Source organism: Exiguobacterium aurantiacum (assembly GCF_001766415.1).
Taxonomy (GTDB): domain Bacteria; phylum Bacillota; class Bacilli; order Exiguobacteriales; family Exiguobacteriaceae; genus Exiguobacterium; species Exiguobacterium aurantiacum_A.
Genome location: NZ_MKXO01000006.1, coordinates 27740 through 43920, shown reverse-complemented (window position 1 = coordinate 43920; position 16181 = coordinate 27740). Strand labels below are relative to the sequence as shown.

19 protein-coding genes are annotated in these 16181 nt (G+C 45.1%); 5 read left to right on the top strand and 14 right to left on the bottom strand.

Translation table 11 applies throughout. The annotated features are described in order from the left end of the window. The first annotated feature begins 21 nt into the window (after positions 1–21). A complete protein-coding gene (locus BJU60_RS11645) occupies positions 22–894 on the top strand; it encodes a tyrosine-type recombinase/integrase (protein ID WP_070329022.1) in 873 nt (290 codons plus the stop codon). Positions 895–990: 96 nt separating this feature from the next. Here the strand turns inward: BJU60_RS11645 and BJU60_RS11640 are convergent, their stop codons facing one another. The 4 genes from BJU60_RS11640 to groES form a co-directional block, all read right to left on the bottom strand. Then, the gene (locus BJU60_RS11640) at positions 991–1740 is read right to left on the bottom strand and encodes a hypothetical protein (RefSeq protein WP_070329021.1); all 750 of its coding nucleotides are present in this window, start codon (positions 1738–1740) and stop codon (positions 991–993) included. Then, positions 1737–2687 (bottom strand): hypothetical protein, encoded by a 951-nt coding sequence (locus BJU60_RS11635; protein ID WP_070329020.1) that lies wholly within the window; start codon positions 2685–2687, stop codon positions 1737–1739. Before BJU60_RS11635 ends, BJU60_RS11640 begins: the two co-directional genes overlap by 4 nt. Positions 2688–2820: 133 nt before the next feature. Next, entirely contained in the window at positions 2821–4461 is a 1641-nt protein-coding gene (gene groL, locus BJU60_RS11630; protein ID WP_070329019.1) for a chaperonin GroEL, read from the bottom strand. Positions 4462–4503: 42 nt separating this feature from the next. After that, a complete protein-coding gene (groES, locus tag BJU60_RS11625; protein ID WP_016510840.1) occupies positions 4504–4788 on the bottom strand; it encodes a co-chaperone GroES in 285 nt (94 codons plus the stop codon). A 258-nt stretch (positions 4789–5046) separates the two neighbouring features. On the opposite strand from groES, the gene BJU60_RS11620 reads away from it, so the two are divergent. Together BJU60_RS11620 and BJU60_RS11615 are read left to right on the top strand one after the other, a co-directional pair. Continuing rightward, positions 5047–5697, top strand: a complete 651-nt coding sequence (locus BJU60_RS11620) for a CPBP family intramembrane glutamic endopeptidase (protein WP_070329114.1) — start codon at positions 5047–5049, stop codon at positions 5695–5697. Between the two features lie 16 nt (positions 5698–5713). Continuing rightward, a complete protein-coding gene (locus tag BJU60_RS11615; RefSeq protein WP_070329018.1) occupies positions 5714–5923 on the top strand; it encodes a YdiK family protein in 210 nt (69 codons plus the stop codon). Positions 5924–5936: 13 nt separating this feature from the next. Here the strand turns inward: BJU60_RS11615 and BJU60_RS11610 are convergent, their stop codons facing one another. Both BJU60_RS11610 and BJU60_RS11605 read right to left on the bottom strand, forming a co-directional pair. Then, positions 5937–6338, bottom strand: a complete 402-nt coding sequence (locus tag BJU60_RS11610; RefSeq protein ID WP_070329017.1) for a hypothetical protein — start codon at positions 6336–6338, stop codon at positions 5937–5939. Between the two features lie 171 nt (positions 6339–6509). Beyond that, a complete protein-coding gene (locus tag BJU60_RS11605; protein ID WP_070329016.1) occupies positions 6510–6887 on the bottom strand; it encodes a hypothetical protein in 378 nt (125 codons plus the stop codon). Positions 6888–7007: 120 nt separating this feature from the next. On the opposite strand from BJU60_RS11605, the gene BJU60_RS11600 reads away from it, so the two are divergent. Continuing rightward, positions 7008–7286, top strand: coding sequence for a hypothetical protein (locus BJU60_RS11600; protein ID WP_070329015.1), 279 nt, complete (start codon positions 7008–7010; stop codon positions 7284–7286). A 55-nt stretch (positions 7287–7341) separates the two neighbouring features. On the opposite strand, the gene BJU60_RS11595 is transcribed toward BJU60_RS11600, so the two are convergent. Continuing rightward, the gene (locus BJU60_RS11595; protein WP_217265642.1) at positions 7342–7971 is read right to left on the bottom strand and encodes a response regulator; all 630 of its coding nucleotides are present in this window, start codon (positions 7969–7971) and stop codon (positions 7342–7344) included. Between the two features lie 222 nt (positions 7972–8193). Between BJU60_RS11595 and BJU60_RS11590 the strand changes: the two genes are divergently transcribed. Then, a complete protein-coding gene (locus BJU60_RS11590; protein ID WP_070329013.1) occupies positions 8194–9174 on the top strand; it encodes an arsenic resistance protein in 981 nt (326 codons plus the stop codon). Between the two features lie 16 nt (positions 9175–9190). On the opposite strand, the gene BJU60_RS11585 is transcribed toward BJU60_RS11590, so the two are convergent. The 7 genes from BJU60_RS11585 to BJU60_RS11555 all read right to left on the bottom strand — a co-directional run bounded on the left by BJU60_RS11585 (position 9191) and on the right by BJU60_RS11555 (position 16174). Then, complete coding sequence (locus BJU60_RS11585; protein WP_070329012.1) at positions 9191–9835, bottom strand: response regulator; 645 nt, start codon at positions 9833–9835, stop codon at positions 9191–9193. After that, positions 9832–10887, bottom strand: coding sequence for a sensor histidine kinase (locus BJU60_RS11580; protein ID WP_083274130.1), 1056 nt, complete (start codon positions 10885–10887; stop codon positions 9832–9834). The genes BJU60_RS11585 and BJU60_RS11580 overlap by 4 nt, the downstream gene beginning before the upstream one ends. After that, positions 10884–11915, bottom strand: a complete 1032-nt coding sequence (locus BJU60_RS11575) for a cytochrome d ubiquinol oxidase subunit II (protein ID WP_070329011.1) — start codon at positions 11913–11915, stop codon at positions 10884–10886. Before BJU60_RS11575 ends, BJU60_RS11580 begins: the two co-directional genes overlap by 4 nt. Continuing rightward, complete coding sequence (locus BJU60_RS11570; RefSeq protein ID WP_070329010.1) at positions 11909–13312, bottom strand: cytochrome ubiquinol oxidase subunit I; 1404 nt, start codon at positions 13310–13312, stop codon at positions 11909–11911. Before BJU60_RS11570 ends, BJU60_RS11575 begins: the two co-directional genes overlap by 7 nt. Positions 13313–13347: 35 nt before the next feature. Further along, the gene (locus BJU60_RS11565; protein ID WP_070329009.1) at positions 13348–14130 is read right to left on the bottom strand and encodes a sulfite exporter TauE/SafE family protein; all 783 of its coding nucleotides are present in this window, start codon (positions 14128–14130) and stop codon (positions 13348–13350) included. 82 nt (positions 14131–14212) lie between these two features. Beyond that, positions 14213–15595, bottom strand: coding sequence for an MBL fold metallo-hydrolase (locus BJU60_RS11560; protein ID WP_070329008.1), 1383 nt, complete (start codon positions 15593–15595; stop codon positions 14213–14215). 15 nt (positions 15596–15610) lie between these two features. Continuing rightward, positions 15611–16174, bottom strand: a complete 564-nt coding sequence (locus BJU60_RS11555) for a hypothetical protein (protein WP_070329007.1) — start codon at positions 16172–16174, stop codon at positions 15611–15613. Positions 16175–16181: the final 7 nt, after the last annotated feature.

Here is a 16181-nt window from a genome sequence, read left to right as displayed (position 1 = left end):
AAATATTAAGAGGTGAAATAAATGAACGAGAAAATCAAGTTAAGTGACGCCTTCGCCATCTATTTTTATGATTTGGAATTTAATCAAAAGAAATCTAAACAAACACTTAAATCTTATCGAAATACATTAAAGCAATTTGAACAATTTGTTTTAGACAAAGGCGTCGTTTACATTCAAGACATTACCGAAACAAAACATGCGATTCCTTACCGACGCTCACTAATTGGAAAATCAGAAAACACAGTTAGCTCATACATTCGTTCAGTCAGTAGCTTCTTCTCATTCGCAATTAAAGAAGATTGGATTATAAAAAATCCTTTTAAACTCATCAAAACAAAAGCTGCTCCTCCAAAACAAAAGACTGGGCTATCCCGTGAACAGTTCGAAAAAGTTCTATACTATGCCCGCAACGAGACCCTATACACAATTTATTTAATAGGCGGTGATGCGGGCTTACGTATCACTGAAATCCTAAATTTAAAAAATCATCATATTGATTTTAAAGGAAACTGTATTATTGTCGAAAAAGAAAATAAAAGTGATCGTCGTATCGTACCTATGACTACGCGCTTAGCTCAAGCTTTGAAGCAATATATCGAAAAAAGTCGTCCTAAATTTCAAAATTCAAATCTAGTTTTTATTATGCCGAGTGGACGACCTGTTAATTCTAACTTTGTAAATGAAGACTTAATGAGGATCAGCTCTTCAGAATTAGGATTTCACATAACTAGTGAAACGTTGCGATATAGTTTTGCCATGGCCCTTTATAGTCGAAAAGTTGATTTGATGATGATTCAAAAACTTCTAGGTCATAGAACAATAAATGCCACTGTCGCATATTTAGAAATTCCAGAACCTAACGTAAAAGACGCAATAGTGAGTTTAGAATGCTAATGTCTATTTCAACTCCCCACGCTTTCCATCCCTGATAGTTTTTAGTGACTCGAACAAAAAATAACAGGAGCGCCTTATTGATTCACGGCGCTCCTGTTATTTTGTTCGATACACTTGGTCTAACACTTCAATAATTTCAGTCGACGTAATTGGCAGTTTCAACGACTTAGGGTCGGTCGGGTCTTTGCGATACAATTCCATGAACTGATTCATATCTTCTTGAATGCGGGGTGGCAACTCACATACTTCATTGCTGATGAGTAGGGATGCCAATCGCGTCACATCATTTTTATGTTTCTTAATATCCCGTGAAGATAAAGATGGATTGTGTCTCTTACGTTCAGTCAAATCGAGCCAAGCTTTTGCCTTGAAGGGAATCAAATAACGTTCAGATAATACGACGACACCATCAATCGTTTTACGTCCCTCTACGAGCATATGGTAATAGTCTTCGTCGAGCAAAATCGCAGATAAACTTGAGACGGTATCATCGATTGGGAGCGGTGTTAAATGATTCGGAGTCTTTAATTCAAATGGTGATCGGCTGAATAACTCAATCATAAAAGGGAAATGATTGGTTTCCGGCTTATCAAAACGATAAAATTGCGGGGTTCCTGTGCTTTTTGCAGAATGTTCATACTTTCCATCACGGATAAATGACCAAAACCGCTCTCCAAACTCCGGTGTTAACACTTCAACTATCAATACCATGTCTAAATCTTTTGTTGCTCGAAACGAGGAACCTTCTTCTTCAGAGAAAATAATGTCACAAGCAGCTCCACCGATTAGAACGTAGTGGTCTTCATAATCCTGAAAATATTGTTTGAACGTTTTTAACCCTTTCATCCTCGTAACACCCTTTCCTTCAATCGTTCGATTTCAATGTCAATCCGAGGGTCTGCTTTTTCATCATCAGTTAACGACAACACGACAGATAACGGGTCCATCAGGTGAGCCGTATCCAACTTTATTTTATACTTTACAATTTGAACCACACATACAGGAGTGTCATCAGACCGGATCGTTTTCTGTTCTTTCAACTGATATTCTTTCTCGTCTTCGCGCGTCATTCCATAAATCGGGTAGTCTGTCTCATTTAACATCGTATATTCACTGAACGCGGACAGACCACTTTTCATGAATGTATCGGCTTGAATTTCTTTGTCTAATCGATATTCACGGATCACTGGATTAAACAAATACGGGAAAATTGTATCCCAAAACGTTTGTAGACCCACTTTTCTTGAGAAGATCCTTTCTTTTCCTTTCCGATGAACAAGTGATGAATCAATCGCTTCTAACTCATCAAATATTCGCGAAGCTGTCATTCGAGAGACGCCTAACCTTTGCGCCGTCTCTATTAGAGAAAGTTTTGCCCAATTTTTATAGATACTAAGCAACAGTAACCGTTGTGTTTGAACAGAAACCTTCGTCACTTCCGGTAAATCACGAAGATGTGCTTTGCTTAAGAAGGTCCCTATAAACGGCATATAGATTTGTTGCTCATTCAGAATAAAAGGAATTCCTTTTGCTGTCATCTGGTTCACTTTATACGTAGACAAGGTGTTAAAACCAAAAACGACTGGTGTACCCGTCGTCTTGCTCAATTTCCGCAAATGTTTTTCAAGTGTTACGACACTCACATTTGTTTGAGGAAGAGCCAAAAGAATATGTTGTTCCTCGATTGTCCATTGGCGAAACTCATATATGTTTTTTAGAGAAAGAGGCAACTCGAGTTTGATTTTGGCTTCCGCTAAATCAACATGTATCGTTTCTTCGACATAAGATTTCATCGGGGAATCCTCCTTAACATGTTTTTTTAATCATAACATAATTTATGTTAAGGTTTAAAAATTTATGTTAAAGACAAAATAAAAACCATCCACCAGCTTTCGCTGATGAATGGTTTCCATTAGAACGTATGACTTACATCATGCCGCCCATTCCACCCATGCCGCCCATGTCAGGCATGCCGCCGCCAGCGCCTGCTGGTTCTGGCTTGTCTGCGATGACCGCTTCCGTTGTGAGGAACATAGCTGATACTGATGCCGCGTTTTGAAGCGCTGAGCGCGTCACTTTCGCCGGATCGACGATACCGTATGCGATCATGTCGACGTACTCGCCAGTCGCGGCGTTGTAGCCGATGCCGACCGACTCGTTCTTGAGCTTCTCGACGATGACCGAACCTTCTTCACCCGCGTTTTCCGCGATTTGACGGACCGGTGACTCAAGCGCACGGAGGACGAGTTTGACACCTGTCGCCTCATCCGCTGTCACTTCAGAAAGAAGTGCGCGAACCGCTGGGATGACGTTGATGTAGGCTGTACCGCCACCTGCGACGATACCTTCTTCGACCGCTGCGCGTGTCGCGTTGAGCGCGTCTTCGATGCGGAGCTTGCGCTCTTTGAGCTCTGTCTCAGTCGCTGCGCCAACTTTGACGACGGCTACGCCGCCTGCGAGTTTCGCGAGACGCTCTTGAAGCTTCTCACGGTCGAAGTCAGACGATGTCTCTTCGATCTGGTTACGGATCGTTTGAACGCGCGATTTGATCGTCGCTTCATCGCCAGCACCTTCAACGATCGTTGTCGTGTCTTTCGTGACGACGACTTTCGATGCGCGTCCGAGCTGTTGGAGTGACGCCGACTTGAGCTCGAGACCGAGGTCTTCTGTGATGACTTGGCCGCCTGTGAGAGTCGCAAGGTCTTCCAGCATCGCTTTACGACGGTCGCCGAATCCTGGTGCTTTGACCGCGACCGCGTTGAACGTACCACGGAGCTTGTTCAAGACGAGTGTCGCGAGCGCATCGCCTTCGATGTCTTCAGCGACGATCAAGATCGGTTTCCCTTGTTGCACGACTTGCTCGAGCACTGGGATGATCTCTTGGATGTTCGAGATCTTCTTATCAGTGATCAAGATGAACGGGTTGTCGAGCACCGCTTCCATCTTGTCTGAGTCTGAGATCATGTATGGTGATAAGTATCCGCGGTCGAACTGCATGCCTTCAACGACGTCGAGTTCGGTCGTGAAGCCGCGTGATTCTTCGATCGTGATGACGCCGTCGTTGCCGACACGTTCCATCGCTTCAGCAATCAATTCGCCGACTTCTTCGTCAGCAGCCGAGATGGCCGCGACTTGCGCGATCGCTTCTTTCGACGCGATCGGTTTCGAGATCGCTTTTAGTTCTTCGAGCGCACGGCGGACCGCTTTGTCGATCCCTTTACGAAGGATCATCGGGTTCGCGCCCGCTGTGACGTTCTTCAACCCTTCACGGATCATCGCTTGAGCGAGGACTGTCGCTGTCGTCGTACCGTCCCCTGCGACTTCGTTCGTCTTCGACGCGACTTCCGCGACGAGCTTCGCGCCCATGTTTTCGAAGTGGTCTTCAAGTTCGATTTCTTTCGCGATCGTCACACCGTCATTCGTGATGAGTGGTGAGCCGAACTTCTTCTCGAGGACGACGTTACGTCCTTTCGGTCCGATCGTTACTTTTACCGCGTCAGCGAGTGCGTCGACGCCGCGAAGCATCGCGTGACGTGCGTCTTCTGAGAATTTAATTTCTTTTGCCATTGTTCATTTCCCCCTAAAAAAAGTTTTGAAGAATGGTGAGTCTTAGCCTACGATTGCTAGAATGTCGCTCTCACGAACGATTAAGTATTCTTTTCCATCATGCTTCACTTCGGTACCCGCGTATTTCGAGTAGATGACCAAATCATTTTCTTTGACGTCGAGAGCGATCCGCTCGCCTTGGTCTGTCACACGGCCTGTGCCGACTGCGAGGACCTTCCCTTGTTGCGGCTTTTCTTTCGCCGTGTCAGGAAGCACGATGCCTCCGATCGTCTTTTCTTCTTTCTCCACGACTTCGATGATAACGCGATCTCCTAGTGGTTTTAACATTGAAAAAACCTCCTCCGAATATGAATGATGTATCGTTGTATCGTAAGTTTTAGCACTCATCAAAATGGAGTGCTAACACTGTTTAGTGTAGTATGAGACGATGAAAAATGCAAGCGGGAACATCGAAAAATGCTTCCACTCGCGGTCAAGAGACCTTATTTGTTACAATGGTCAAAAGGAACGCTTAACTCTTGTGAATAAGGAAGTGTTGAATTGGCCACATTAAACTCAAACCAATCGATAAATACCCGGTTTTCGATGGCGCCTAACATTCGGATCCGGCACATCATCCCAATTCTCCTCTACGCGTTCGTGCAGTTCTTCCCGCTGCTCATTAGTGGAGTCCGTCCCGAGTGGATCACCCCGCTGTCGACCGGCCTTTGGTTCGCAATCGGCTTCAGTTTAACGATCGTCATCTCGTTCTTCTTGCTTTGGCCGGACTTGAAGCTGTATAAGCAACAAGGCATCCAGTCGAACTTAAACGACACGGTCAAATGGATCGGGCTCGGGATTTTGATGCAGTACGGGCTCGTCATCGTCGCCAACCTGATTGAGACCGCGATATCAGGTGATCTCGTAGGGTCACAAAACACCGAGCAAATCGCTGATATCGTCCGTCTCGTCCCAGTCATGACGCTCTCAGTCGTCTTGCTCGGACCGATTATGGAAGAGATTTTGTTCCGCCACATCCTGTTCGGGAACTTGAGCGCCCGGTTCGGGTTTTGGATCGCGTTTGCGGTCAGTTCACTCTTGTTCGCACTCATCCACGGCGACAACAAGATCCTTGTCTATGTGGCGATGAGCTTCGCCTTCACGGTCGCTTACGCCAAGACGCGTCGCTTGATCGTCCCGATCGCGATTCACGCGTTCAACAATGCGCTCGTCATGGTCGTATTATTCCTAATGTAGAAATGAGGTGGCACTTATGCCGCGACACTTAAAAGTCATGTTTTTGTTCAGTCTCTCGTTCGGGATTCTGTTTACGGTCCTCGCCTACTACTCGGTGCAAGAGTACGGCTTCAGTTTCTGGACGTACTTCATCATCGCCGTAGCCGCTTACGACTTCTTCAAGGTGTACCAAATCTTGACGCTCGCTCGGAAAGAGAAAAAAGACGGGTCAGACAAATCTGCATAACGAAAGCCCGGGCTTAGGAGCTCGGGCTTTTCTTCATGTAAACAATATTTGTCGTATCAATCATTTCATCGAGTATGGCGCGTCGAAGCAAAAGACCCCGTCGTACCATCACCAATCCAACGATGACGTACAGCGTATCAAGTAACGGAACGGTCATCTCATCAAAGAACCAGACGACGACAAAAAATACGAAAATCGTCACGAACGAGAGCGACGACACCAACTTCGAATCGACCGTCCGTTGTAGCGATATGATTGTCTCGGCGTCGAGCCGTTCGAGTTGCTCATGATAATACGTGTGCACGACAACACCGAACGCTGCCCACGTGATCATGATGAACTCCCCATTCCACCATCCCAATACAAACACGATTGGGTTAAAGAGCAGAAACGCAAACAATATTTTTTTCCTCATCGAGTCCCTCCTCACGATACAGACGTCCTTCCGTTCTTCATTATAAAGTGAAATGAAATAAGAGCTTTCTTACAACTTGCACTCGATCTCACGATGGAGCGGCGTCGAATGTCCGCTTCAGCCTATTGTCGTACCCGTTCTGTCATCTCGTCTTTGTCACAGCCAGATGCCTTACCTCTCATCCTGCTCCTGTTCAACCGCTTGCTCATACATATGTATCTCATTCATCAAGAACAGTCCTTTTGTCGCAAACAAATACGTCAACGCAGTCAGTGCGAGTTCTTGTGTCGATTGCGTCACGCGCGTCGCACCAAACCCGATTAAGAAGATCACAATGAACACGATGATTGCGACAAGCCATGTCTTCTCACTAGAGCGCCAAAACAAGCGTTCTCTGATCGAGGTCGGATACTGTCCGGCTTTTCGTCGGTGCCACCGATAAAACAGCACACTCGCGATGAGAAACAATAGATGCGAAGACACACCGAATAGAACCGCTGCGGCCACTAAACCAACACTCACCGCTACTGCCATGTTACGTCCGCTCATCATTTCCCCTCCTCTGTTCAATCTATACGAAGAAAAATGATCAAAGTTTCATTCACTTTTGAAAAAGACGTCAATCTACGTTATATTTGATAGACGGACTATCAAATAAGGAGAGATACGATGAAGAAAGCACTTCTCGCGATGGTCGATTCCCTATTTCTCGTCGCCTGTTCAAACGCAGACGACCTGTCAACATACGAAGAGTATAGCGTGCTCGAAGAGACGATTGATGTCGCACAATATGAACCGAAAGTCGAGACAGACAACGACGGCAACCGCGTCATTCTGTTCTATGAAGATGAACGTGTGGCGTATAAAAGTGTCTATGTGAAAGACGAACGTCATTTGAAAGTCATCAGCACAGGCGCTGAAGCCCCGCTCTATAACAATGTCCTCTGATCGACGCTCTCATTCGTGAGAGTGTCGTGTTTGTTTAGACTGTTAATTCGACGATTTATTCGTCCATCAGTCGATTTTTCAAGACATACTGGACGAGCTCATGTCGATGATTGAGTTGCAGCTTTTGCATGATTCGCCCTCGGTGATTCTCAACCGTCTTCGGACTGATGTTTAACCGCTCCCCAATCTCCGAAAGAGAGTAGCCAAGGGCAGTACAACGAGCGATCTCCTCTTCACGACGTGATAAAATCGATGCATCTTTCTTCTTGCTTTGCTGAATCATGCCACGAATAACCTCATCCTTCAAATAAGTACGATACACACGCCGTCCTTTTGCCACACTTCGGATTGCTTCCACCATTTCATCGGGATCCGTGTTTTTTGACAAAAATCCACGCACACCAATTTCTAACGCCCGCTTCACGTAAGCCTCCTCATCATGCATCGTCAACAGAATGATTTCTCCATCCGGATGTTCGTTCTGCAAAGCAGTAGCGGTCAAAAACCCATCCAACCCTGCAGGCATCGTAATATCCAGCAACGTGACGGTCGGCCTTTTTTGAATCGCCAATCGGATTGCTTCTGCCCCGTCTGCGGCTTCACCGACGACGTTGATCCCATGTGCAGTCTGTAACATTAACTTGAGCCCTCGTCGAACGAGCGCATGGTCATCTACGATTAACACCGTTATTGCTTCCATGACTCCTCCTTCTCCCTAGATTAACCGTTCCCGATGTAGGGAATTCCCCTCAACTTCTAACTATGATTCATTGATATAAAGCCATTCTTTGTCGTTTCCTTGTTTTTCATCAGTTGACTTCAGATACCCTAAATCGTATATTTCAGTTTATCAAAACCCACGTCAGTTAGCGATAAATTCTCTAACGACGGACAAGGAGATGTTTGTATGCGTAATCTATATGTACTCCCCCAAAAATTTTTGACACTCAGCGTCCCAATTGTCCTGTTTCTCGGCTTCACCATCGGTAGCCTCATCGATACGAGAGCGTTGCAGCCTTTTATTTTGATTGCGACCATCCTCATGATTTATGCGACGATGGTAGGTTTCAAATGGAGCGAGCTCACATCACGACGAGGGAATAACGTCGTCGGTTACTCCCTACTCTTAAACTTTATCGTAATCCCAGCCATCGCGTATGTCATCGGACACACGTTGCTAGTAGACGAGCCTCTCTTGTTTGCAGGTCTTGCCTTGTCGGCTCTATTACCCACAAGCGGAATGACGATTTCTTGGACGATGCTTCAAAAAGGCAACGTCTCTGTCGCCATCAAGCTGACGATTATCGGTCTTTTAGTCGGTTCCTTGTTAACCCCTTGGTACTTATATGGCATGGTCGGACAGCTCGTGGAGATCAATCTTCTTGCCACGTTTCAAACAATTGTTCTTATCATCCTCGTCCCGATGATTCTTGGTCAAGTCACTTATGTCTTGATTTTGCACTGGACCGATGAACAGACATTTAAACGCACAATTAAGCCGAATTTCGCCCCTCTCAGTGTATGGTCGATGTTATTTGTCGTATTTGCGAGCGTCAGTATGCGTGCCACAACGATTTTGGAAAATCCTGCTCTTTTAGTTCAGGCACTCGGCGCACTCATTCTATTCTACGGACTGAATTACGTGATCAGCACATGGGTCGCCGTGAAGCGATTGAGCCGAGCCGATGGCATCGCTCTCGTCAACGGGACCGTGTTACGAAATTTATCGATTTCAATCGGTCTCGCCGCAACCTCGTTCGGTGCGGAGGCGGCACTTCTCGTCACATTGGCTTTTATCGTTCAACAGCAATCCATTCCGCTTTACAGTTCCATCGCACTAAACAGATGGTTCAAAGATTCGACAGAAAAAAAGGAGATGATTTCCTGACCATTACTTCATTTAATCAAAGGTCAATCATTCGATTCTTGATTGCAAACTGCACGAGCTCGTGCCGATGTCGGATTTGAAGTTTGTTCATGACTCTCCCTTTGTGGTTCTCCACTGTTTTCGAGCTAATATTTAACTGCCTGCCAATCTCGATATTGCTGTATCCGAGAGACGAGAGCCGAACGATTTCTAGCTCTCGTCTCGTCAGAACAGATTGCTCTGATGACTTTGATTGGTTGAACATCTGCTTTAATACTTCTTCTGGGGCAAGTCCCCTATAAAAACGGTTCCCTTGATGGACTTGTCTGATTCCTTCTACAAGACGTCCCGGGTCACTGTTTTTTGACATATATCCGGGAACACCAAGCTCGATCGCACGTCTGATGTAGGCCTCTTCGTCGTGCATCGTCAAAAATATGACTTTCACTTCAGGTGCTTCCTCTTTTAGTGCCTGGAATACTAAAAATCCATCTAGTCCGCTACCCATTGTGATATCAAGAAGAACAATGTCGGGACTGAACTGAATTGCTGATTGAATCGCCTTCGTCCCGTCTTCTGCTTCTCCGACCACATCGATTTCTTCATACGACCGAAACATTAATCGGAGTCCTTTCCGGACGAGTTCATGGTCGTCCACAATCAACACTCTTATGCGATTCATAATGTACGCCTCTCGATCGGCACCGATACCGCAATCTCTGTTCCATGCCCTGGAATGCTCACTAATGTAAATGTGCCATTTAGCGCCTTTGAACGTTCTTCCATGTGACGCAGTCCTAGACCACTTATATACGCAGTATCTTTTGTATCGAAACCCTTACCATCATCTTTTACCAACAAATTAATCCATCCATCCTGTTCAAACACTTTGATTTCAACCGTCTTCGCATCCGCATATTTCACACAGTTCACAAGTGCTTCTTGCACGATTCGGTAAAGGTTAATCTCGATGATGTTATCGTAGCGTCGATTCGTAAAAGTTTGTAATCGAAAGTCTGTATACTTATATTGCGTCATAAAACTATCGACCAATACGTTCAAGGCAGATACAAGGCCAAATCGATCGATTTCAATCGGTCTCAGCTGGCGAGAATAATTTTTGACATTATCGATGAGGCGCGCCACCTCGTCAAGTACAGAGGCGATATAAGCACGTCGCTCAGGGTCTTGGACATCTGCCCGTAATGACCCCAAAGCTAATGAAATCGTGAATAATGACTGACCTACGCCGTCATGAAGTTCTTTCGCAAGACGCTCGTGCTCTTCCTCTCTTGCACGAATTAACTCCCTCATCATCCGCTCTCTCATTTCGTGTGCTTCGCGCTTTCTTCGCTCTGTCAAATCTCTCAAGACAAGTACATATGCCATCGTTCCAGTTAGAGGATCTTCTAAAATCTGAGCTGTACTCATTTCTACATCTAACATTTTCCCCGAATATATTGGCATCTCTGATGTCAGATATGGTGACTGTTTATGCTCCATCAGGTAACAGCGCTGTTCACCTGCCACCACTTCTCTATTTTGACAAAAAGAGCAATAAGGTACATCTTCTCCAACCACCCAGCCAGTGAGCATCGAGGCGGCTTCATTCATTTCTAAAATAATGCGACTAGCATCCATTACAATGATCCCATCTTTTATAACGTCAAATATTTGTCTCTCTAGTCTTTTCAATCTGTTATCACCGAACAAGAGGTGCTCCTCTCCACTCATGCTTTTCCACCTCGATTCATTCCCTTCACGTAAGTTTGGTCAAACAAGAACAAACGAAGCAACAAATATAAAGCAGGAACAAGTAAGGCGAGACCTGCGATAAATGCAATAATTAATGTGACCGCCATCGCTTCATTGACCACACCGTCTTGAATATTTATATATGGATACAAGATGTAAGGGAGATGCGTGGCTCCATATCCAAACCATGCCGCAGCATACTGTGCCATGACCGCTAAAAAACCAAGACCATACTTTTTTCTTGAAAAACTAAAATAAAGGGCGGCCAAGAAAAAGATGAAGCTCGCGAGAAATGCAATCCCATTCGTATCCATAATCTGTTCGAAGTGCCAAGGTGCATGGGACTTCAATCCGATGAACACAAAAACAGAAGCGATTATTGTCGGAATGCTCCAAAGTTTAGCCCAGCCACGCACTAAATTCTCCACTTCTACATTCTCTGCGCGATGCGCATAATAGAGTAAGAACATAGAGCTGATGTAAAGAACCGATACAACGGCCATTAAAACGACAGACCAAGAATAAAGGCTTGTGAATAACTCGATTGGTTTAAACACGACCTGGTTTTCTACTTCTTCAATAAACCCACCTTGACTGACCGTTAAAACGGTCGACATCGCGGCCGGGATAAACAGCCCCGTCGCGCCATATAAAAACACATAGAGTGTACTTTCTTTTGAACCATAATTCGCAAACGCATAAAAGCTACCTCTTACCGCCAAAAGAATTAACACAATCGAAGCCGGTACTAAGAGGGCGCTACCATAATAATAAGCCGTATCCGGAAAAAAACCGACAATCCCAACGAAAAAGAAAACGAAGAAGACATTCGTCACTTCCCATGTCGGAGAGAGATAACGTTGAATCAATGTATTGACTTGTTTTTCTCGATTCTTGATTTTGCTGTAGAAGGCGAAGAACCCTGCCCCAAAATCAATCGAAGCCACAATCAAATATCCATATAGAAACGTCCACAGCACTGTAATTCCAATCATTTCAATCATGATGAGGTCCCCCCTTCATTTGATGATTCCTCAAAGAAAGATTCACCCGTCTTCTCGTTCCGGTCTAATTCTTTTTGAATCGGGTTCTTTTTGAACATCTTAATCAAAACAGAAACTGTAACGGTACCTAATATGGCATAAAGAATCAAGAATAGGATAAACATCCAGCCGACCGAACTAGAAGTTGTCGCCGCTTCACCTGTACGCATGAGCCCGTATAGAATCCATGGCTGTCTTCCGATCTCAGCAAAGAACCAACCTAACTCAATTGCGAGCATAGAGAGCGGTCCACCTATCAAAATTGCACGGAGCATCCAAGGGTGAAACGAATCAAGACGACGAATATAATTCCCGAGCACGAATAGAAACGCAATCAAAGCAAGGAGCATTCCGATTCCGACCATTCCATCGAATAAGTAGTGGACGTATAAAGGAGGCTGATCTTCAATAGAAAACTCGTCGAGACCAGTCACTTCGTAGCTTGGAAGTCCTCCTGCTAAAATGGACAAGGCGTAAGGGACCTTGATCGCACCACGGACTTCATATCCACCTTCCCCATCTTGCTCTAACCACCCTCCAAGAATCAGTTCCGCCTCAGAGGAAGTCTCAAAATGCCATTCTGCCGCTGCGAGTTTTTCTGGTTGATATTTTGCTAAGTATTTTCCAGAGAAGTCACCAATAATCGCCGTCGCCATAGCAAAAATTAAAGCGACAGTCATCGTCAATCGAAGCGCACGACGATGATAGTGAACCCCTTCATGAGATAAGTCGTTACGGCGCAACAGATGAAACGCTGCGATAGAAGCAAGAACAAAAGCGGCTGTAAGGATAGCCGATGTGATGACATGCGCCATCTTCGTCGGCATCGCCGGATTAAAAATTGCTTCAATCGGATTGACATTCGCTAGCTTACCGTCGACTAAGTCAAACCCGATCGGTTGATTCATGAATGCATTTGTCGCAGTAATAAAAAAAGCTGACATGATTGCCCCAAAGGCGACCGGTATCCCTAGCAATAGATGATACCATGGGTTTTTAAAACGCCCCCATGTATACAGATAGATCCCTAAAAAGATTGCCTCAAAAAAGAAGGCGAATGTTTCCATGAAAAGGGGCAGGGCAACCGTCTGACCAGCTAAACGCATGAAGCTTGGCCATAGAAGAGAAAGTTGAAGGCCGATTGCTGTTCCTGTAACGACGCCTACCGCCACTGTCACGACATATCCTCGTGACCAACGTCTTGCGAGCAATAAATACTTTTCATCACTCCGACGAATCCCGATAAATTCTGCCAACAAAATCAACAAAGGAATCCCTACACCGAGTGTCGCGAAGATTACGTGGAACCCGAGCGTCAATCCAGTTAAAGACCGACTCATGAAAACCGGATCGTTGAACATATTTCATACTCCCCTTCTTTATTATATGCTTCTCATCATGCGAGCAAGTCCGACCAAATTTTGATTGCGGTCGCTAAAATAAGTAATGAAAGAATCCATTGGAGGATTTTTGTGTTCATTTTTTGACCGAGCTTCGCTCCAAGTGGCGACGCGATTACACTAGCAACAATCATGACAGCCGCAGGTTCGTATAACACTTGTCCCGTCGCCACTTTTCCGACTGTCGATCCAATCGATGAAATGAATGTGATGGCCAAAGATGTCGCAATTGTCACACGTGTCGGAATTTTTAAGACGAGCAACATGATTGGAACAAGAATAAAAGCCCCAGCCGCTCCGACGATACCAGACGCCAACCCTGTCACAAATGCAAGCGAGGCGGCCAGTGGTCGATTGAACTCAATCTCATCAGCTTTCTTAGATTCGTCCCCTTTTTTCGGAAGAAACATCATAATGACAGCTAATGTTGCCAATACGGCATAGACGATATTAATACCATTTTCAGACATATACGTTGATCCAAATCCACCAATCAGTCCGCCGATGAGGATACTACTCCCCATATATAAAATGAGCGGCTTATTTAAATATCCACCTTTTCGATATGCAAAAACTCCAGCGATTGTCGCAAAAAAGACTTGAATCGCACTGATTCCGGATACTTCATGCGCACTTAATGCAGCAAATCCTAGAGCCGGTGGAATATAGAGAAGCATCGGATATTTGATAATGGATCCACCGACGCCTACCATTCCTGAAATAAACGAGCCGATAAAACCGATCATAAAAATTGTCACAAACCATAACCAATCCAACATCTATCATCCTTTTCCTTATAATTTTTTTCATACTAAAACAGACCGGACGCAGAAACTCGCGTCCGGTGGGCCCTTCTGTTTCTTATTTGACGACTTCGCTTTCGTATCGGTTGTATCCACCAATCATATTGATAGCGTTAATGCCATGACGGCGTAAAATCGACGTCCCGATTGCTGAGCGTGCCCCGGACTGGCACTGCACGATCACTTGTTCAGCTTGAGGGATTTCCTCGATGCGACGATTTAATGAGCCAAGCATGATGTGTTGTGCGTCTTCAATATGACCAGCCTCCCACTCTGTCAAGTTTCGGACATCAATCAAATGAGCCCCCTGCTGAAGATACTCTCGGACATCCTTCGGTTCAATCTCTTCATATACATCATTGAACTTGACGTCTTCAGGTATCGCATATCCAGCTAAATTATCGATTCCAATCGAGCGAAGCGCGATTTTGATTGCCTCGATTTCCTCGTCTTCCGCAATAAGATAGAAAGGTGTATCATAGTCGACAATCCATCCCATCCAGTTTGTAAAAGATGCGTCAAATGGCACATTTACTGTTTTTTCCAAATGTTGCACTTTGAATGAATCGGATGGACGTGTGTCGACTACAAGATGCCCATTTGACACGTAGTTTGCAATTATGTCTCCCTCCATTTTCTTGACGGCTGGCAACTCATGAACAAGCGGCACGCCGACTTTGTTCACGCGCTTCATGACGGCAAAGTATCGCGGCGGTTCTGGTTGCCCCTCGAGCAATGCCTTCATAAAGCTCGCTTCATCACTAAAACGCATCGCCCAGTTGAACTCTTTCTCATACCCGACTGTCGAAGAAGGAACAGCCCCAAGTGATTTACCACAAGCACTTCCAGCGCCATGGGCCGGCCAGACTTGAAGGTAATCCGGTAGTTGTTTAAATTTCTCGATTGATTGATACATCGCCTTCGCGCCAGATTCAGAAGTGCCTACAATCCCTGCTGCTTTTTCCAATAGATCCGGTCGCCCCACATCTCCTACGAACACAAAATCTCCCGTGAAAATCCCCATCGGTTTATCCGCGCCGCCACCTTGGTCGGTAAGCAGGAACGAGATACTTTCCGGCGTGTGTCCAGGTGTATGCATGACCTCAAACTTTAAATTACCAATCGGGAAAGAGTCCCCATCCTTCAAGAGCTGAGCTGTAATACCATCTAAATTTTCGTATTTCCAATTCTCATCACCTTCATCCGAGATGTACATAGTGGCACTAGTCTCAGCTGCGAGTTCACGTGATCCAGCGACGAAATCCGCATGGATATGCGTTTCTAAAGCTCCTACGATGTGAAGACCTTCCTTTTTCGCCGTTTCAAGATAAGGCGTAATGTTTCGCATCGGATCGACCACGATAGCCTCTCCTGTTTTTTGACAACCTACTAAATATGACGCATGTGCCAATTTTTCATCGTAAAAATAACGTAGTAACATGTGTGCGTATCCTCCTTATTTTTTGTTTATCGTTTTTTCTGACATGACTTCAATTGTGGCTTGGATATATCGTAGCCCTTGTTGTACTGAAGGTTCTTTCAACCATTTCATCATCATAAAGAGCGAAATCGGTTTTGTGTCATTCATGGCCCGTCGGCGAACCTCTTCTGCAATACTTTTAGTTTCAGTTGCTTTCTCGACCAACGGCTTCGTATAGCCTTCAAGGCGATCCGCGACGATATCTCGCGTCGATTCATCTTCATAAGCGTCTTTCATAAACATAAATAATTGTTCCATTTGTTCTATAAGCGTCAATAATAAAGGAAGTTTTTCTGTCAGCTTTATCGCACTTGTCCATGTATCGATATTCAGATTTGACGTATCCATTAACACGTCAAGCTTTTCCCGTACGGCTTGATCCATTAAACTGGCGTGCCCAAAATCAATCGCGTCCTCTACTCTTCGAAGTGATCGTTCAATCTCCGGCAAGCGGGCGGCAAGCGAAACTAATGCTTTTTCGACATCTTGCTGAGTCAAGACGCTCTCGAGAGTTTGTTCTCCGTGAACTGTAAAATTCATATTACTC